Annotated in this window: 14 protein-coding genes; 5 read left to right on the forward strand and 9 right to left on the reverse strand. The window is 71.4% G+C overall.

Going from position 1 to position 17,712, the window contains the following annotated elements:
* Positions 1-91: 91 nt before the first annotated feature.
* The 8 genes from ACY0I8_RS00095 to ACY0I8_RS00130 form a co-directional block, all read right to left on the reverse strand.
* Complete coding sequence (locus ACY0I8_RS00095; RefSeq protein ID WP_461393084.1) at positions 92-811, reverse strand: Bax inhibitor-1/YccA family protein; 720 nt, start codon at positions 809-811, stop codon at positions 92-94.
* A gap of 19 nt (positions 812-830) precedes the next feature.
* The gene (locus ACY0I8_RS00100) at positions 831-1,055 is read right to left on the reverse strand and encodes a hypothetical protein (RefSeq protein WP_461393085.1); all 225 of its coding nucleotides are present in this window, start codon (positions 1,053-1,055) and stop codon (positions 831-833) included.
* A 101-nt stretch (positions 1,056-1,156) separates the two neighbouring features.
* The gene (locus ACY0I8_RS00105) at positions 1,157-1,957 is read right to left on the reverse strand and encodes an SAM hydrolase/SAM-dependent halogenase family protein (RefSeq protein ID WP_461393086.1); all 801 of its coding nucleotides are present in this window, start codon (positions 1,955-1,957) and stop codon (positions 1,157-1,159) included.
* A 207-nt stretch (positions 1,958-2,164) separates the two neighbouring features.
* Positions 2,165-2,338, reverse strand: coding sequence for a hypothetical protein (locus tag ACY0I8_RS00110; RefSeq protein WP_461393087.1), 174 nt, complete (start codon positions 2,336-2,338; stop codon positions 2,165-2,167).
* Positions 2,335-3,165, reverse strand: a complete 831-nt coding sequence (locus tag ACY0I8_RS00115; protein WP_461393088.1) for a 4Fe-4S binding protein — start codon at positions 3,163-3,165, stop codon at positions 2,335-2,337. The genes ACY0I8_RS00110 and ACY0I8_RS00115 overlap by 4 nt, the downstream gene beginning before the upstream one ends.
* 40 nt (positions 3,166-3,205) lie before the next feature.
* Positions 3,206-3,382 carry a hypothetical protein gene (locus tag ACY0I8_RS00120; RefSeq protein WP_461393089.1) on the reverse strand — a complete coding sequence of 59 codons (177 nt, stop codon included), beginning with the start codon at positions 3,380-3,382 and terminating at the stop codon, positions 3,206-3,208.
* Between the two features lie 3 nt (positions 3,383-3,385).
* Positions 3,386-5,200 (reverse strand): aldehyde ferredoxin oxidoreductase family protein, encoded by a 1,815-nt coding sequence (locus ACY0I8_RS00125; protein ID WP_461393090.1) that lies wholly within the window; start codon positions 5,198-5,200, stop codon positions 3,386-3,388.
* 322 nt (positions 5,201-5,522) lie between these two features.
* Entirely contained in the window at positions 5,523-6,209 is a 687-nt protein-coding gene (locus ACY0I8_RS00130; protein ID WP_461393091.1) for a 4Fe-4S dicluster domain-containing protein, read from the reverse strand.
* 257 nt (positions 6,210-6,466) lie between these two features.
* On the opposite strand from ACY0I8_RS00130, the gene ACY0I8_RS00135 reads away from it, so the two are divergent.
* From ACY0I8_RS00135 to ACY0I8_RS00155, 5 genes are all read left to right on the forward strand, one after another.
* Positions 6,467-8,011: a DUF445 family protein gene (locus tag ACY0I8_RS00135; RefSeq protein WP_461393092.1), complete on the forward strand. Its 1,545-nt coding sequence runs from the start codon at positions 6,467-6,469 to the stop codon at positions 8,009-8,011.
* Positions 8,012-8,136: 125 nt separating this feature from the next.
* Positions 8,137-9,615, forward strand: coding sequence for a cysteine--tRNA ligase (cysS, locus tag ACY0I8_RS00140; protein WP_461393093.1), 1,479 nt, complete (start codon positions 8,137-8,139; stop codon positions 9,613-9,615).
* Positions 9,616-9,805: 190 nt separating this feature from the next.
* Positions 9,806-11,815: an excinuclease ABC subunit UvrB gene (gene uvrB / locus ACY0I8_RS00145; protein WP_461393094.1), complete on the forward strand. Its 2,010-nt coding sequence runs from the start codon at positions 9,806-9,808 to the stop codon at positions 11,813-11,815.
* A gap of 184 nt (positions 11,816-11,999) precedes the next feature.
* Positions 12,000-13,856 carry an ATP-dependent zinc metalloprotease FtsH gene (gene ftsH / locus ACY0I8_RS00150; RefSeq protein WP_461393095.1) on the forward strand — a complete coding sequence of 619 codons (1,857 nt, stop codon included), beginning with the start codon at positions 12,000-12,002 and terminating at the stop codon, positions 13,854-13,856.
* A 267-nt stretch (positions 13,857-14,123) separates the two neighbouring features.
* Entirely contained in the window at positions 14,124-16,256 is a 2,133-nt protein-coding gene (locus ACY0I8_RS00155; protein WP_461393096.1) for a bifunctional diguanylate cyclase/phosphohydrolase, read from the forward strand.
* Here ACY0I8_RS00155 and ACY0I8_RS00160 read toward each other — a convergent pair.
* Positions 16,245-17,633, reverse strand: coding sequence for a UTP--glucose-1-phosphate uridylyltransferase (locus tag ACY0I8_RS00160; protein WP_461393097.1), 1,389 nt, complete (start codon positions 17,631-17,633; stop codon positions 16,245-16,247). The two genes, ACY0I8_RS00155 and ACY0I8_RS00160, sit on opposite strands and share 12 nt — an antisense overlap.
* Positions 17,634-17,712 lie beyond the last annotated feature (79 nt).

Genomic DNA, 17,712 nt, shown 5'->3' on the forward strand with positions numbered 1-17,712 from the left:
TCGTCTGGGATGGCGAGAGGGTAAAGCCGGACCCTCACCCCCGCCCGGCGGGGCGGGGGGCTGGCCTCAGGCTTCGTTCACGGACAGGAAATCAGTCCCGGGACCGCCCGAAGATGCGGAGCAGGAAGAGGAACAGGTTCACGAAGTCCAGGTAGAGGGCAAGGGCCCCCAGGATGGCCTGCCGGGAAAGGGCGGCCTCGCCGTGGGCGGCGGCCGTGAGGCCGATGCGCTGGATTTTCTGGGCGTCGTAGGCGGCGAGCCCCGTGAACACGAGCACCCCGATGTAGCTGAGGGCCCAGTCCAGGGCGGGGCTCCGGAGGAACCAGTTGGCCACGCTGGCCACCAGGAGCCCCACGAGGCCCATGAACAGGAACGACCCGATTCCCGCAAGATCCCTCTTGGTCACGGTGCCGTAGAGGGCGGCGGCGCCGAAGGTGGCGGCGGCCACGAGCAGGGTCAGCGCAATGCTCGTGCCGGTGTACACGAGGAACACCACCGAAAGGGTCACCCCGTTCAGCACGGAGTAGGCCAGAAACGCCCAGCTCGCGGCCCGGACGCTCATGCGGCCGATCCAGGCCGACAGGGCCACCACGAGCCCCAGTTCGGCCAAGATCAGAACGAGAAACGCCCCGCGGTTCAGCACCAGGGCGCCCATGAGGGCCGGGCTCTTCAGGACGAGCAGGGCGCTCGCGGCCGTGAGCACCAGGCCGCCAGCCATCCACTGGTACACCGTGCGCACGAACCGGGTGCGCACGAGGGCCATGGCCCGGGGGTCGGCGGCGGGGGCGGCTTGGGCGAAGGGGTAGGGCATCGGCGTCGGTCCTCCGGCGTTAGACGGGCGGGTGGTAGGGCTTGCGGTACCAGGCCAGGGCCTCGGCGGCCGAGGGGAACGGACGGCGGTGGCTCACCATCTCCCGGAGGATCGCCAGGCTCTCCTCCCAGAACGCCCCGGCCCGGAGGAGCTCGGCCTGGAGGGGCACCCACCGCTCCCGGACGGCCCGGGGCAGGGTGTCGTCGGCGGGAAGTTGGGCGAACGCGGTGTTCTCGGTGGCCATGGCATTCCTCCCCGAAACGGTTTCGTTTCCCGAAATCTGGTTGAATCAAGGCGAAAACCGCCGAATCGGAAATCCATTTATACCGGGAGCGCCCCACCCGATCAAGGCCGGAGCACCACCCGGTCGCCCCGTTCCAGCCCCAGTTCTCGGCGGGCGCTCCCGTTTCGCACGGCGATCTCGAGGCGATCCGACGAGCCCCAGAGGGCAAGGGGTTGGCCGGGCGCCACCTCGGCGTAGGTGCGAAGCAGGGGAAGGTCCCGGCCGGCCACCCGCACGGCGCGGCCCGCGGCCCCGGGCCGACGCAGGTTCGTGATCGCGTTCCCGAAGCGGTCGAACCCCAGGATCTCGCCCTCCAGTCCCTCGGGCGTGGGGCGGGGGCGGGGGAACGCGAGCCTCTCGAACCGGTCTGCGAGGGGGCCCACCCGTTCGGGGGCGGTTCCGGCGGCCAGGTGGGCCGCCACCGGGGCGAACACGTCCCGGCCGTGGAAGGTGGCGCTCACCGGGTGGAGCCACAGGTCCGGGTTTTCGATCCGCCGGATGTCCCGGATTTCCCCCTCGGGGAGAAACGAGAGGAGCCCGTTGTCGGGCGCCACGAACCAGTACCGATCGGTCCGGACGGCCAGGGCCGGCCGGTCGGTGCCCACGCCGGGGTCCACGACGGCCAGGTGCACGGTGCCCGCCGGGAAGTAGCCGGCCGCGTCCTCCAGGGCGATCCCGCCCGCGAGCACGTCCTGGGGCGGGATCTCGTGGGTGAGATCCACGAGCTGGGCGCGCGGGCAGATTCCGAGGATCACCCCTTTCATGACGCCGACGAAGGGATCGCGGGTGCCGAAATCGGTGGTTAGGGTGACGACGGGCGGTTCCTTGACAACCCCGGGGGTCGGTTTTAGGCTGGCTCCCATCAACCATCCTCACACGAAGGGAGGTGAAGGCGATGACGATGAAGCGGTTCATGGTGCCCCGCGTGGCGCACTGCAGCGAGGGCTGCCCTAGTCGGTCCTGGGCACGACGGTAAACTGCCCACCGGAACCCGACCCGGGACCCGGGAAGGCCGAAGGCCTTGCGGGTTCCGGGTTTTTTGTGCGGGCGGGAAGGCGGCCCGGCGCGGCCTACATGGGAAACGCCCCCGACTGGCCCGGGGCCGGGGGAGGGGGGGCGAGGCGCTCCGAGGGGGGGAGCTCCCGCACCCGGGATTTCCACACCCCAGCCTCTCGGGCGCCCCACAGGGCCAGGGCGAAGCCGGCGGCTACGAGAAGCGCGAACCACCCCGCCGAAACCCTCACGGCCGGACCTCCAGCCGAAGTTCCAGGGCGTACTCGGGGCAGGCGTCGAGGCACCTGAGGCAGTTGGTGCACCGGCCATCCCGGACCCGGTCGCGGCGGGCCACCGGGATCCGCTGGGGGCAGATGGTTCCGCATCGGCCGCAGCGGGTACAGGCCCCGTCGCGTCGGACCACCCGGATCCGGCCCCACCGCGACAGCGGTTCGAGGGCCACGCCCAGGGGGCAGAGGTACCGGCACCACACCCCGGGCACCACGAGGCCGGCGGCCAGGAGCAGCCCGGCGATGGCGTAGGCCGCTTTCGGGGCCGTGGCGCTTCCGAGGGTGTAAAGGGCGAAGAAGGGATCCACCTCCTTGAACACGAGGTAGCCCGCCCAGCCGGTGAGGCCCACGATCCCGGCCAGAACGGCCCACCGGAGCCGGCCCAGCCGGGCGTCCCATGGGGGCGCGGGCCGCACCCGGGGGAGGCCAAGGCGCCGGCCCAGCCAGTCCAGGAGATCGAACAGGGCGCCGAAGGGACAGAGCCAGCCGCAGAAGGTGCGCTTGGTGAGGAGAACCAGGGCCGCCACGGCCACGAGCACCCCGAGGTTCCGAAGCGTCACCGGGCCCACGAAGGACAGGCCGCGGCCGGCCCAGAGGCCCTGGACGGCCCGGATCGCCCCTTCCAGCGGGCCGAAGGGGCAGTAGTCCTCCAGGGTCAAACTCCCGGCCTCAGGGCCGAAGGGAAACCACGGGGCCAGGGCCGCGAGCCAGGGCGCGGGCGTGCGGGCCTGGTCGGCCAGGGCCGCGAGAAAGGCGGCGTTCAGGCCGATCCACGCGGCCCACCCCATGGAGGCCGCCTGTACGGCCGCCCTGAGCGGCCAGGCGGGTCTACGCAACCCGGTCCCCCGGATCCGCCGCCCGCTCGATTCCGGGCCGGGGAAAGCAGGCCCCGCAGGCGACGCAGGTGCCCAGGGGGCACCCAGGGCCCGCGCCGCGCCCCAGAAATCCCAGGGCGATCCCCCAGAGACCCACGATCACGCCGAGCCAGCTCACTCGGATCCGCATGGCTCACCCCGCGAGCACCCGGGCCACGTCGCCGAGGTCGAGCCGGCCCAGGGTCTCGGCCGTGGGCGCCGCGGCCGCGGGGTCCCACCCCCGCTGGCGGTAGTAGTCGGCGAGGAGGCGTTCCTCGTCGTCCCGGGAGAGGGCAGCCCCGGCCCGGGGGCCCTGGGTGAAGGCGTCGGCCCCGCACCGGGCCGGGAGCCGGTCGTCCTCGGGCCCGAACCCCTCCCGGGCCGCAAACGCCCGCTCCAGGTTCCAGATGCGCTCGCCCAGCGTCCGAAGGTCGTCGGCCGAACGGTCGATCCCGGTGACGGCGGCGAGCGCCCTGGCCTGGACCTCGAGGGGGTTGGCGTAGAGGTGGAACCGACACAGGCCCAGGGAGTCGGAGACGGCCCGTTCGTCCTGGACCCGGGGGGTGTGGCCGAACTCGTGGGCCGCGCCCACCGGCGCGGTGCCAAAGGAGATGGCGAGCGCCGGCAATCCCGGCGGGTTGTAGGTGTCCATCTCGAGGCCCTTGACCTCCATGGCCCAGGCCTCGGCCCCCTTGCCCAGGTGGGCCGCGGCGGCCCGCACCCCGGCCGACGCCCAGGCCACCGACCGGTCGGCCCGGCCGATCCGGTCCAGCAGTTCCCGATAGGCCTCGCCATCCCCCCACCGGGGCGCCACGCCCCCGAGGTCGGCCGGGGTCACGAGGCCGCGCTCGGCCGCCTCGGTCAGGAACCCCAGCAGGTTCCCGGCGCTCGAAGGGTCGAGGCCGAGGCGGTCGCAGCGGTCCTTGAGCCGGAGCACGGCCTCCAGGTCGGCAAGCCCCAGGTTCGTGCCGAGCATGGCCGCGGTCTCGAGCTCGGGCCCGGCCACCGCGAGCCCCGGTCCGACCCGGCCGGGGAGCCGGGCCACCTTGCGGCAGTGGAGCGGGCAGTAGTAGCAGGCCTCGCTCCGGAGCCAGTACACGGCCTCGGCCCGCACGGCCCCCACGGCGGCCGCGCTGGGGGTCCAGCCCTCCCGGAAGTTCCGGACGGCCAGGAACCCGGCGTCGTTCCCGGCCTCCAGGAGGCACGCCGTGCCGTACCGGCGCCAGGTCTCGTACCGGTTCCACCCCTGGAGGTTCCTGGCCAGTTCGGGGGTGAGCTTGTCGAGCTGCGCCGGCCGGGCCGCATCGAAGGGGGTGAGGGTGCCCCGCACCGCGACGGCCTTGAGATTCTTGCTGCCCCAGACCGCGCCGATGCCCCCGCGCCCGGAGTGGGCCCCGTAGGGGTGGCTGTGCACGGCCGAGGCGAGGGGGATCCGGTTCTCCCCGGCCGGCCCGATCGCCACGACCTGATAGGGTTCCCGGGGGAGGTCTTCCCGCAGGAGCGCCTCGGCCTCGGGGATCTCCTTGCCCCACAGGTCCAGCGACGGGCGCAGGGTGGCCTCGCCGTCCCGGATCACGAGGGACACGGGTTCCTTGGCCCGGCCCCGCAGGATCACGGCGTCGAACCCGGCGTAGCGAAGTTCGGTCGCGAAATGGCCGGGGATCTGGCCGATGGCGAGGGTGCCGGCATGGGGCGTTCCCGCGCGGGGCGAGGTGGCCGGGCTCTTGGTGACCACGCTGGTGCGCGAGGCCCCGGGCACGGGGAACCCGGTGAGGGGTCCGGCGGCCAGCACCACCACGTTCTCCGGGCCCAGGGGGTCGGTATGCGGGGGCACGTGGTCCCACACGAGGCGCGCGGCGAGGCCCCGGCCGCCCAGGTACCGGAGGGCCAGGTCCCGGTCGAGGGGCACGCGCTCCGTCCGTTCCCGGGTCAGGTCCACATCGAGCAAGAATCCGGCGTAGCCTTCCATGGGTTTCACGCTAGGATGCTGGGACGCTGGGAGGCTGGGACGCTAGGACGCAAACCCCTTTTCTTGCGTCCCGCGTTTCCGCCCGACCCAGCGTGGGTGACAGGCTCCACAAGCAGCTTCGGCGGGGCCGCTGGCCGGCGATGCCGGGCGGAGGCGTGGATGCGCCAACGGCCGTGGGGCGTGGGTCGCGGGTCGTGCGTCGTAGGTCGTTCCAACCCCACGGCCAACGACGAACGACCTGGGACGGTCCCGTCATTCCCGACTCCCGATTCACGGCAGTTGCGCCTCCCAGCCTCCTAGCCTCCCAGCCTCCCAGCCTTATTCACCGATACCACAGCTTCGCCAGTTCCTGGCCCAACAGGTACGGGTTCCGGGCCAGGTAGCGGCCGTCGAAGGTCACCGGCACCCGGGCCATGGCGTCGTTGGGGCAGAACTTCACGCACGAGGGGTCGCCGTCGCACAGGGTGCAGAACCCCTCGGGCCTCTTGGAGGCCTCGTTGCGCCGCAGGATCCCGCTTCGCTCCCGCTGGCACACGTCCACGCACTTCCAACACCCCGTGCATGCCACGTTGTCGAGCTTGAGCCCCTTGACCTTGGGGTCGTGGTACAGGGCCCGCTTGCCCGTTTTCGCGTCCACCACCACCGGGCACTCCGCGATGCAGGGGGAGTCCTTGCAGAGGTAGCAGTGGTTCGGCACGCTCACGGGCGGCACGAGGTGGATCACCTGGAGGTTCGCGTGGCGGGGGTTGTAGGTCTTGTAGTTCTTGCGGGCGCACTCCACCTCGCAGATTCGGCAGCCCACGCATTTCTTCACGTCGACCACCACGAGGGTGGGCGGTTGCTCCTCGCCGGGGGCGCCTTGGGACCGTCGGGGGAGCAAAAGGCACAGGGCGACGAGCGAGGCGCCCGCGGCGGTGCGCCGCAGGAACTCCCGGCGGTCGAGGCCCCCGTCCAGGGGCGTCCGAACGCGGGCGAGGCAGTAGTCTTCGGGTCCGGGCGGGTGTAGCATGGGGCCCCCCTTGCTGAGCCTGCCGCGGCGGGTTCGTTTGGAAAGGTTCAACGAGGGTAGGGGAGGGGCTTCGGCGTGTCAAGGACGGCACCGGCCGGCCGGCGCCCGGCAAGGGACCCACGGAGGGCACGGAGAACACGGAGGGGGAGGGCATCTGGGAGGGTGCGAATGAATCCTGGACTTCCCGGCGGTTCCCTCACCCGGCTTCCGAGCGCCCCGGCCGTCTCTGGCCGGGCGCCGCAGATGGGGGATTCCCCGTGAACGAGAAGCTGTGGGCGGTTGCGGCCGCGCCCGTTTTCGGGTTCGTCATCGGGTACGCCACCAACGCCCTGGCGATCCGGATGCTGTTTCGCCCCTACGAGGAGCGCCGCTTCCTGGGCTTGCGGTTCCAGGGCATGATCCCCCGCCGCAAGGACGAGATCGCCCGGAAGGTGGCCGAGGTGGTGACCACGGAGCTCCTGCGGGAGGAGCGGGTGGCCGAGCGCCTGGCCGGCGCCGAGGTGCGGGGGCCCCTGGCGGACCTGGTGGTGGATCTGGCGGGCCGGTACCTGGGCCCCGGCGCCCGGTCGTGGTGGGCGGCACCCGAGCACCGGGAGGCCGCCGGCCGCGCGGTGGAGGCGGTGGTCCGGGAGACCGCCAAGGGGCTGACCGAGTGGTTCCGGACCCCGGACGGGCGGGCAGCGCTTCGGGAACTGGCCGACCGGGTGCTGGGGCTCGCCCCGGCCCAGTTGCTGCCCGGGGAGCAGGGGGTGCTCCGGCGGGTGGCGGCCGGGAAGGCGGCCGAGCTTCTGGCCTCCCCGGACCTGGAGAGCCGGGTGCGCCTCGGGCTCGACCGGTTGGTGGTCCGCCTGGCCGGGGTGGACCGGCCGCTCCGGGAGGTTCTTCCCCCGGAGATCGCGGGCGCCCTGCGCTCGGCCGTGGACCCGCTGGTGGACCCGTTGCTCCAGCGGTTCGAGGAGGCGGTGCTCTCGCCGGCCAACGTGGAGCGGATCAAGGGGGCGGTGCGGGCGGGGATCGTCGGGTATCTGGCCGAGGTGAAGGGGGGGCTCGTCAAGAACGCGATCCGCCACGCCGCGCTCCTGGCCCGGGAGCGGATTTTCCGCGAGGCCGACGAGATCGTGGACCAGAACCTGTTCCGGCTGCGGGAGTTGGTCCGCCAGGAGGAGCATCGGCAGCGGATCCGGGAGGGGATCCTGGAGGCCGTGGACCGGCTGCTGGCCCGCACGCCGGGGGAGGTGCTGGCCGGGCTCCCCCCCGAGGTGCTGGACCGGGTCTACGGCCAGGCGGCTTCCTGGGTCGTGGGGCGACTGCGGAGGCCCGAGGTGGCCGAGGCCCTCCTGGGATTGCTGGAGCGGGAGCTGGAACGCTGGTACGGCGCGCCCCTTCGCACCAGCCTGGGAGACGCCGCCGGCCGCTGGGCCGACTATGCCGCCCGGTGGATCGAAGGGGGAGGGCTCGAGCGCCTGGCCGACCGGGAGGCGCCACGGTTCGCGAAACTCGCCCGGGAGGCCCTCGCCCGGGGCGGGGTGCCGCCGCCGTCGGAGGCGTTCGTCCGGGAGGTGGCCTCGCTCGCTTTGGACCGGCTGCTGCCCATCGTGGCGGAGCAGGTGCCGGCGCTCCTCGGGATCGTGGATGTGCGCGGATTAGTGGAGCAGCAGATCCGGGGGTTTTCGGCGGCCGAGGTGGAGCGGGTGATCCTCCAGGTGGCCCGCAGGGAGCTCCGGGCCATCACCTGGTGGGGCGGGGTGCTGGGGGCGCTGGTGGGCGGGGTGCAGGCCGGTCTCCTCCTGATGGGTGGATGATCTTGCCGGCACCCAACGGCCTCTGCTAGGGTCCGCAGATTCGGGTTTCGGGGTGACCGGTGGCCTCTCCTAACCGGGAAGGCCGCCGGTGACGGCGAAACCCCGAAGGAGGAAGTCGAGAAGCCATGGGACTCAAGGTCTACAACACCCTCACCGGCCGGAAAGAGCTCTTCGAACCTCTTCAGCCCGGGCGGGTGGGGATGTACGTGTGCGGCGTCACGGTGTACGACCTGTGCCACGTGGGCCACGCCCGCTCGGCCGTGGTGTTCGACGTGGTGTACCGGTACCTGCGGTACAGCTCGTTCGACGTGGTGTACGTGCGCAACTTCACCGACATTGACGACAAGATCATCCGGCGGGCCAACGAGGAGGGGGTGTCGGCCGCCGAGATCGCCGAGCGCTACATCCGGGCCTTCTACGAGGACATGGACGCCCTGGGGGTCCTGCGGCCGACCCACGAACCCCGGGCCACCGAGCACGTGGACGACATGATCGCCCACATCGAGGGCCTGATCGCCAAGGGCCACGCGTATGCGGTGGACGGGGACGTGTATTTCTCGGTGGACAGCTACCCGGGCTACGGCCGCCTGTCGAAGCGGCCGCTGGACGAGATGGTGGCCGGGGCCCGGGTCGAGGTGGATCCCCGCAAGCGAAACCCCCTCGATTTCGCCCTCTGGAAGGCGGCGAAGCCCGGCGAGCCCTCCTGGCCCAGCCCCTGGGGCGAGGGGCGCCCGGGCTGGCACATCGAGTGCTCGGTGATGAGCCAGAAGTACCTGGGCCCCACGATCGACATCCACGGGGGCGGGAAGGACCTGGTGTTCCCCCACCACGAGAACGAGGTGGCCCAGGCCGAGGCGCTGACCGGGAAACCCTTCGTCCGGTACTGGCTCCACAACGGGTTCGTGAACATCAACCAGGAGAAGATGTCCAAGAGCCTGGGGAACTTCTTCACGATCCGCGACGTCTTGAAGGCCGTGCACCCCGAGGTGTTGCGGGCGTTTCTCCTGGGCCACCACTACCGGAGCCCCCTGGACTACTCGGACCAGGCGCTCCACGACGCCGCGGCCGGCCTCGACCGGCTCTACGGCCTCCTGGAGCGGGCCGATGCCGTGCTCCGGGACCGGGAAGTGCCCAGCCAGGTGCCGGTGGCCGAGTTGGGCAACGGCAGCCGGGCCGTGCACGAGGCCGTGCTCGGGCTGTTCTACCAGTTCGAGCAGGCGATGAACGACGACTTCAACACCGCCGAGGCCCTGGGTCACATGCACCGGTGCGCCCGGGAGGTGGGGGCGTTCCTGCACGAGGGGTTCGACCCCCAGCCCCACCATCTGGCCGTGGTGCGGTACGCGGCCGACAGCCTCCGGAAGGTGGGGGCGGTGCTGGGCATCCTGCAGGACGACCCGGTGGCCTACCGGGAGGCCCGCCGCCGCGGCGGGGCGGCCTCGCTGGGGATCGACCCGGCTTGGGTGGAGCAGAAGATCGCGGAGCGGGCTGCCGCCCGGAAGGCCCGGGACTGGGCCACGGCCGACCGGATCCGGGACGAACTGGCCGATCGGGGCATCGTGCTCGAGGACGGCCCGGAGGGCACCCGGTGGAAGGTGAGGTAGGACGACCGTGCGGACGCTGGGACGTGCGGACGCGCGGCCGGACGGGCGTGCCGGACGCACGGGCGGTGGTGGGGCGGCGTGGCGCTCGCGGGCGACACAACCGGCGAGTCACGACGAGCGGACGGTGGCCTCCCCTTCCCAGCCTCCTAGCTTCCCAGCTTTCTAGCTTTTTCGCTTCCCCGCCCGTCGCATGTCGTTTCGTCTCGTCACCGAGTTCGAGCCCCGGGGGGATCAGCCCCGGGCCATCGAGGAACTGGCCCGGGGGGTCGAGGAGGGGCTTCGCCACCAGGTGCTCCTAGGGGTCACCGGGTCGGGCAAGACCTTCACGATCGCCAACGTGGTGGCCCGGGTCGACCGACCCACCCTGGTGATTGCCCCCAACAAGACCCTGGCGGCCCAGCTCTACGCCGAGTTCAAAGCGCTCTTCCCCGAAAACGCCGTCGAGTACTTTGTCAGCTACTACGACTATTACCAGCCCGAGGCCTACCTCCCCGAGCAGGACCTCTACATCGAGAAGGACTCGTCCATCAACGACCGGATCGACCGGCTCCGGCACGCGGCGACCCACGCCCTGCTGACCCGTCGCGATGTTCTGATCGTGGCGAGCGTGTCGTGCATCTACGGCCTCGGGGATCCGGAGACCTACCAGGAGATGGTGCTCTACCTGGAGGAGGGGGTGGAGGCCGACCGGGACAGGGTGCTCCGGAAGCTGGTGGACCTCCAGTACCAGCGAAACGACGTCGATTTCCACCGGGGCACGTTCCGGGTGCGGGGCGACGTGGTGGAGGTGTTCCCGGCCTACGAGGACGAGCACGCGATCCGGGTGGAGTTCTTCGGCGACGAGATCGAGGGGATCCACCTGGTGGATCCCCTGCGGGGCCGGCGGATCGGCCGGCTCAAGCACATCCTGATCCCCCCGGCCAGCCACTACGTGACCCCCCGGGAGGTGCTCGACCGGGCCATCCGGTCGATCCAGGAGGAGCTGGGCGAGCGGCTCCGGGAGCTCCGGGCCCAGGGAAAGCTCCTGGAGGCCCAGCGCCTGGAGCAGCGCACGCTGTTCGACATCGAGATGCTCCAGGAGATGGGGTACTGCACGGGCATCGAGAACTACTCCCGCCACCTCACGGGTCGCCGGCCCGGCGAGCCCCCGCCCACCCTCCTCGACTACTTCCCCGAGGATTTCCTGCTGGTGGTGGACGAAAGCCACGTCACGATCCCGCAGCTCGGCGGCATGTACCGGGGGGACCGGTCGCGCAAGGAAACGCTCGTCGAGTACGGGTTCCGGCTGCCGTCGGCCCTCGACAACCGGCCGCTGCGGTTCGACGAGTTCGAGGTCCGGGTGAACCAGGCGATCTACGTTTCGGCCACCCCGGGCCGGTACGAGCTCGAGAAGGCCGGGGGCCGGGTGGTGGAGCAGATCGTGCGGCCCACGGGGCTGGTGGACCCCGAGATCCTGGTGCGGCCGGCCGAGACCCAGGTGGACGACCTCCTGGAGGAGATCCGGCGCACGGTGGAGCGGGGCGAGCGGGTGCTGGTGACCACCCTCACCAAGCGCATGGCCGAGGACCTCACGCGCTACTACGCCGACCTGGGGGTCAAGACCGTGTACCTCCACTCCGACATCGACACCCTGGAGCGGGTGAAGATCATCCGGGAGCTCCGGCAGGGGGTGCACGATGTGCTGATCGGGGTGAACCTGCTGCGGGAGGGGCTCGACCTGCCCGAGGTGAGCCTGGTGGCCGTGCTCGACGCCGACAAGGAGGGGTTTCTCCGAAGCGAGACGAGCCTCATCCAGACGGCGGGCCGGGCGGCCCGCAACGTGAACGGCCGGGTCATTTTCTACGCCGACCGGATCACGGGCTCCATGGCCCGGGCCATCGCGGAGAGCCGCCGCCGCCGGGCCGCCCAGCTCGCCTACAACGAGGCCCACGGCATCACCCCCGAGTCGGTGCGCAAGCGCATCGACGACGTGCTCTCCTCGGTCTACGAGATGGACTACGTCACGGTGCCGGTGGCGGCCGAGGACGAGGCGGCCTACCGGACGCCCGAGGAGCTCGAGGCGGAGATCGCCGGATTGCGAAAGAAGATGCTCGAGGCCGCGGCGGAGCTGGAGTTCGAGAAGGCCGCCCAGTACCGCGACGAGATCCGGCGCCTGGAGGACCTGGCGCTGCGGCTCTTTCCCGACCGGGCCGCGGGGTGAACCTCACCCGCCCAGGCCACCCGCCCGTTTGACCGTTTGCAGGCTTTCCGATAGCTTAGCCGGAGGACTCCATCGGCTCCGCATGGCCGCGGCGGGGTGCGCCGTCCAGCCGCCAGGCCACCGAGCCGCCTAGCGGGGAACCCGCAGGGTTTCCGCCTCGCCTCCGAAAGGACCGAACCGAACCATGGAGCGATTTCCCTGGCAGCGGGCGTTGGGACTGCTCCTTCTCCTGCTGCTCCTGAGCGTGATGGTGGAGAACCTCTCCCGCACCCCCACGGGGCCGGCAGCCACCGTGTCGTACACCGCGTTCAAGCGGGAGTTGCGGGAGGGCAACGTCCGGCAGGTGGAGCTGGGAGAGGAGGAGCTCACGGCCGCCCTCTACCGGGAAATCCCGGTGGGAACGACCGGCCAGAAAACCACGACGCTCCGGACCCAGTTGCCGCCGCTGGACGACCGCGAGCTCCTTCCGCTCCTCGAGGAAAAGGGGGTGGAGGTGAAGGTGCGGCGGAGGGGGCCGGAGAACATGTGGTGGATGTTCCTGGTGAACAGCCTCCCGTGGCTCCTGCTGCTGGGATTCTGGGTGTGGACTATGCGCCGCGCCCAGAACGCCCGGTTCGGACCCTTCGGGAACTTCGGCCAGGTGAAGGCCCGGGTGTACGAGGGCAAGGTGCCCAAGGTCACGTTCCAGGACGTGGCCGGCATGGAGAACCCCAAGAGGGAGCTCTCCGAGGTGGTGGACTACCTGCGGGATCCCGAGCGGTTCCAGCGGACCGGGGGACGGGTGCCCAAGGGCATCCTGCTGATGGGCCCGCCGGGGACCGGGAAGACCCTGCTGGCCCGGGCCGTGGCCGGGGAGGCCGGGGTGCCGTTCTTCTCCACCAGCGCCTCGGAGTTCATCGAGATGTTCGTGGGGGTGGGGGCAGCCCGGGTGCGGGACCTCTTTGAGAAGGCCCGGGCCAAGGCCCCGAGCATGATCTTCATCGACGAGATCGACGCCGTGGGCCGATCCCGGGGCACCGGCCTGGGGGGTGGGCACGACGAGCGGGAGCAGACTCTGAACCAGCTCCTCGGGGAGATGGACGGGTTCGAGGGCCACGAGCGGGTCATCGTGATCGCGGCCACGAACCGGCCCGACGTGCTGGACCCGGCGCTGCTGCGGCCCGGGCGGTTCGACCGGCACGTGGTGATCGACCTGCCGACCCTGGAGGAGCGCCGCCAGATCCTCCGGATCCACACCCGCAAGATGCCGCTCGCGCCCGACGTGGACCTGGACGTGATCGCCCGCTCCACCCCCGGCATGAGCGGGGCGGATCTGGAGAACCTGTGCAACGAGGCGGCCCTGTTCGCGGCCCGGGAGAAGAGCGACCTGGTGACGAGGTCCCACTTCGAGCAGGCCAAGGACAAAGTGCTCATGGGCCTCGAACGGCCCGGGCTCACCGACGAGAACGAGCGGCGCATCACGGCCTACCACGAGGCCGGCCACGCCGTGGTGGCCCGGCTCATCCCCGGCATGGACCCGGTGCACAAGGTCACCATCGTGCCCCGGGGCGCGGCCCTGGGGGTGACCCAGATCGTGCCCGAGGCCGACCGGCACTATTACCCGAAGTCGTACCTCTTGGGGAAGATCACGGTGAACATGGGGGGGCGGGCGGCCGAGCGGCTGGTGTTCGACGACCTCTCCACCGGGGCCCAGAACGACCTCAAACAGTCCACCGACCTGGCGGAGAAGATGGTCTGCCAGTGGGGCATGAGCGAGCGGGTGGGGCCCGTGACGTTCGGCCGGGGCGAGGAGCATGTGTTCCTGGGGAAGAAGCTGGCCCAGGAGAAGACGTACTCGGAGCAGATGGGCTGGATCATCGACCAGGAGATCGAGACGATCGTGCGGGACTGCGAGGAGCGGGCCGTGGCGCTGCTGACCGAGCACCGCGGCGCCTTGGACCGGGTGGCGGGGGCGCTCCTGGAGCGGGAGGAACTCACGGGCGCGGAGGTGGACGAGTTGATCGCGGGGGAACCGGTGGGCGTGGGCGCGCAGCGGGGATGACCCGGTCCCGGCCGGGAGGATGCCGGCGGCATCCAACCCGTGGCCGGAACGGTGGTGGGAAAAGAGGGAAAAAGATTTCCACAAATGGGCTAAATTTGCCACGCTCATTTGCGGGGGGAACGGTCGGCTTTCTTGCGGAAGCCGGCTGTTCTCGGTGGGTCCCGAAAAAGTCGAGTCGCGGCAAGATGTTTGCATTCGTGCACCGAGACGGTTAGGTGCGTGCCTGCTGCGACCACTCTCCCCCGGCGGAAAGGATGATGTTTCGCCATGGCGACCGCGATGCCCCCTTCCAGTGTGATTCCCGTGCCGCTCGAGATCCCGGGCGATTGGGCGTCCCGGTACCCGCGGGAGGTGAACCTCCTCTTCCAGGCCCAGTGGGCGGCGCGAAGCGCCACCTCGCTGGAGGATGCCCTGCGGCTCCTGGTGGATCTCTCCTCCTCACTCCTGCGCTGGGACGGGGCCGCGGCCCTCTGGCAGGTGGGCCCGGATCCGGTGTTCCTGGAGACCCGGGGCGCGGCCGAGGGGTACGAGGAACCCTTGCGGCGCCTGTTCGCGGCCGCGCGGGGGCCGGCGGTCCATCCGGCCGTGCTCGATGCCGAGCGGGACCCCTCGGTGGCCTCCCGCTGGCTGGATCCGCTGGGGGCGTGCTCCATCCTCGTGGTGCCCCTGGGGCCGTCGGGGCGCGACGCCGGACTCCTCGTGCTGATCCGGAGGGAGGAGCCCGGGTTCACAGCCGACGAGGCGCGAATGGCGCGGCTGTTCGCACTGAGCTTCGAACCGGTGTTGGACGACCTGGCGGCGGGCGACCGCGCCCGGGAACTCGCCTTCGTCGACCGCCTTACGGGAGTGTTCACCCGGCGGTATTTCGACCAGCACTTCCGGGGCGAGGTGGCCCGGGCCGCCCGCACCCAGACCCCGGTGGCCCTGCTGCTGATCGGGATCGACGCGTTGCCCGGGATCCGGGCCGAGCGGGGCGCCGCGGTTGCGGACGCGCTTCTCCAGGCGGTAGTGGCCACGGTGAACCGGACCCGGCGACGCAGCGACACCCTGGCCCGGATCCAGCCGGAGACCCTGGCGATGATCCTTCCGGGTGCGGGGAAAGAGGAGGTGGCGGCCCTGGCGCGGCGGCTGTTTGAGGCCTTTGCCCAGCCCCTCATCCCAGAACTCGTGCCCGGCGGGGGGATCCGGGTTGACCCCTGCATGGGGGCGGCGGTGATGCCCGAACACGGCGACACACCCGAGAGTCTCTGGGACACGGCCCAGGACTCGCTGGGGAGGGCCCGGGCGATGGCGGGGCGGCGCTACTACGTGCCCCCAGGGCCCGAGGCGCCCGACGGCGACCGGTTGATCGACCGTATGACCGCCCAGGCCGTGGTGGGACGGCCCCGGGAGGCGGGGGTGCTCCTGGGCTGGGTCGCCCGATTGTGCCGCGAGGTCGTGCCCGCCGACCGCATCTCCCTCATGGTGCGGGAAGACGGCCATCTCGTGGTCCAGGAGGCGTTCGGGTTCGAGGGCCGGGACCAGGTGATCCGGACCACCCGGGTCCCCCTAGACTCGGAGACCGTGTCCGGATGGGTGGCCCGACACCGAACGCCGCTCCTCGTCCCGGAGGACCTGGAGGCAGACGAGGCCCCGCTGAACCGGGTGGGAGGGTACCGCACCGACTCGTTCCTGAGCGTGCCCCTCCTGGCCCAGGGGGAGCTGGAGGGGGTGGTGCACTTTAGCAACCGTTCCGACGGGGCGGCGTTCACCCCGGACGACCGGGACCGGTTCCTGCCGGTGGCGAACCGGATCGGGTTGGTGCTCCACGCTTTCCGACGGTTCTCGAGGGACCGGCAGGGGTTCCTCCGGGAGTCGCTCGCCTACCTCGTGGACATGGTGGAGAACATGATCCCGGGGATGCCCGGCCACTCCCGCGCCGTGGCCGATTGGGCCGGCCGGTTGGCCCGGGCCCGGGGATACGACGAGGAGACCGTGGAGCGGATCCGGGCCAGCGCCCGGTTCCACGACCTGGGGGAGGCGAGCTTCCGGATCCGGCGGCTCGCCGAGCCGAGGCGGCTCGGACCCCGGGAGCGACGGGACCTGGCCGAACACCCCCTCCTGGGCTGGCGGTTCCTGGAGCAGTTGGGCGTGCGCGGCCTCGACCGGGACGCCATCGTGTACCACCACGAGAGGGAGGACGGCTCGGGGTACATGGGCCGGCAGGGCGAAGAGATTCCCCCGGCGGCGAAGATCGTGGCCGTGGCCGAGGCGTTCGTGGGGCTTACCTCCGAGCGGTCGTACCGTCCGCCCGTCACGCCGTTGGAGGCCGTGGCCCAGTTGGAACGGGGGGTCGCCGGCGCCCTGGACCGGGACGTGCTGGCATCGCTGCGGCGGTTGGTCGCCGAGTCAGCCGCCTAGCCGTTCCCCGTCGGGAACCCGGAGGGGCTCCCCGCCCGGGTTTTCGACGATGGCATCCCCCACGACCACCACGCCCCTTCCGAAGCGCACGTCCCCCCGGACCTCGAGCCGGCGGGCCCGCACGAGGCTCGGCGGGTCGGGGATCCGCAGATCCAGGTCCGCCACCGACCGGTAATAGCGCGGGTCGAGCCGGATCACCAGCGGGCCGAGGGCGGGGTCCCGCTCGGGGTTGGGCACGAGGGGGCTTTCGTCGCCCGGCACGTAGGCGTCGCTCCGCCGGGCCAGGAGGTCGTCGGTGGTTTTCACCGGCGCGAACCGCTCCCGACCCACCACGATCCCCCGCGACCGCTCGAACGCACCGATGGCCGCGCCCATGGCCGTCTCCAGCTGCACCACCCCCACCCCCCGGGCCTCCTTGCGGTTCACGATCAGGGGCAGCTCCAGGCCCCGCCCTTGGGACACGAGATCCCGAACGGCGGCCAGGTCCACCCAGAGGTTGTTCGTGTTGAACACCCGGAACCGCCGGATGTCCTGGAACTCGGCCTCCCGGCCCGGGGGCACCTGGGCGATCTCCAGGAGCTCCAGCCTGCCGTCCTTCACCACCAGGGTTCCCCCCTTCACGTCCGCCTCGGTCTTGGGCGTCACCTCCAGGGCGAACTGCAGGTTCTCGTTGGCGAGGTGACCGAGCAGTCCCAGGTGGGGGCTCGCCCCCAGGTTGTCGGCGTTCGACACGAAGGCCCAGCGGATCCCGGCGTCGAGGAGGCGTTCCAGCACCCCCGAGCCGGCCAGGGCGGCATACAGGTTCCCGTGGCCCGGGGGGGCCCACGCGTCGCGATCGCCCGCGGCGCCCAGCGGGCCGCCGTCGTCCTCGCGGATCCGGGGGAACCGGTGTTGCACGAAGTCCAGGGGGAGGCCCCGGACCTCCAGCCCCTTGCCCGCCAGCGCCCTCAGGGTGTCGTCCCGGGTGGCGAACGAGTTCATAAAGAGCACGGGCAGCTCCACCCCGGTGCGCCGGCGGAGCCGGAGCACGTGGTCGGCCAGGAGGTCGAGGAAGCTCCGGTTCCCCTTCACGGGTACGAGGCTCTTGGCCCGGTCCATCTTCATGGACGTGCCCAGCCCGCCGTTGAGCACGATCCACACGAGCTCCCCCCATCGCCGCTCGCCCTCGCGCCGGGCCTCGGGCGTGTCCGCCGCCTCCAGGGGCACCATCTGCTCGGGACCGGCGGGCTCGATGCGGTCCCACTCCACCGTTCCCGTTTCCCCCTGCCGGTAGCGCCGGTACAGGCGGGCAAAGGTCTCGAAGGCCTCGGGAGGCTCCCCCGCCTCCCGGAACATCGCCTCGAAACGCGCCAGAGCTTCTTCGATCGGAAGTGCCATGGGTGACTCCTTCGGGGCGGGTCCATGGGCGCCCGACGAGGTGGCGAACGTCCTCTCGGATTCCAGCGGACTCATGCGC

The organism is Deferrisoma sp., from assembly GCF_054681715.1.

Coding starts and splice junctions, on each gene's coding strand:
- ACY0I8_RS00095 (WP_461393084.1), bottom strand. CDS start 811: ATGCCCTACCCCTTCGCCCAAGCCGCCCCCGCCGCCGACCCCCGGGCC.
- ACY0I8_RS00100 (WP_461393085.1), bottom strand. CDS start 1,055: ATGGCCACCGAGAACACCGCGTTCGCCCAACTTCCCGCCGACGACACC.
- ACY0I8_RS00105 (WP_461393086.1), bottom strand. CDS start 1,957: ATGGGAGCCAGCCTAAAACCGACCCCCGGGGTTGTCAAGGAACCGCCC.
- ACY0I8_RS00115 (WP_461393088.1), bottom strand. CDS start 3,165: ATGGGGTGGGCCGCGTGGATCGGCCTGAACGCCGCCTTTCTCGCGGCC.
- ACY0I8_RS00120 (WP_461393089.1), bottom strand. CDS start 3,382: ATGCGGATCCGAGTGAGCTGGCTCGGCGTGATCGTGGGTCTCTGGGGG.
- ACY0I8_RS00125 (WP_461393090.1), bottom strand. CDS start 5,200: ATGGAAGGCTACGCCGGATTCTTGCTCGATGTGGACCTGACCCGGGAA.
- ACY0I8_RS00130 (WP_461393091.1), bottom strand. CDS start 6,209: ATGCTACACCCGCCCGGACCCGAAGACTACTGCCTCGCCCGCGTTCGG.
- cysS (WP_461393093.1), top strand. CDS start 8,137: ATGGGACTCAAGGTCTACAACACCCTCACCGGCCGGAAAGAGCTCTTC.
- uvrB (WP_461393094.1), top strand. CDS start 9,806: ATGTCGTTTCGTCTCGTCACCGAGTTCGAGCCCCGGGGGGATCAGCCC.
- ftsH (WP_461393095.1), top strand. CDS start 12,000: ATGGAGCGATTTCCCTGGCAGCGGGCGTTGGGACTGCTCCTTCTCCTG.
- ACY0I8_RS00155 (WP_461393096.1), top strand. CDS start 14,124: ATGGCGACCGCGATGCCCCCTTCCAGTGTGATTCCCGTGCCGCTCGAG.
- ACY0I8_RS00160 (WP_461393097.1), bottom strand. CDS start 17,633: ATGGCACTTCCGATCGAAGAAGCTCTGGCGCGTTTCGAGGCGATGTTC.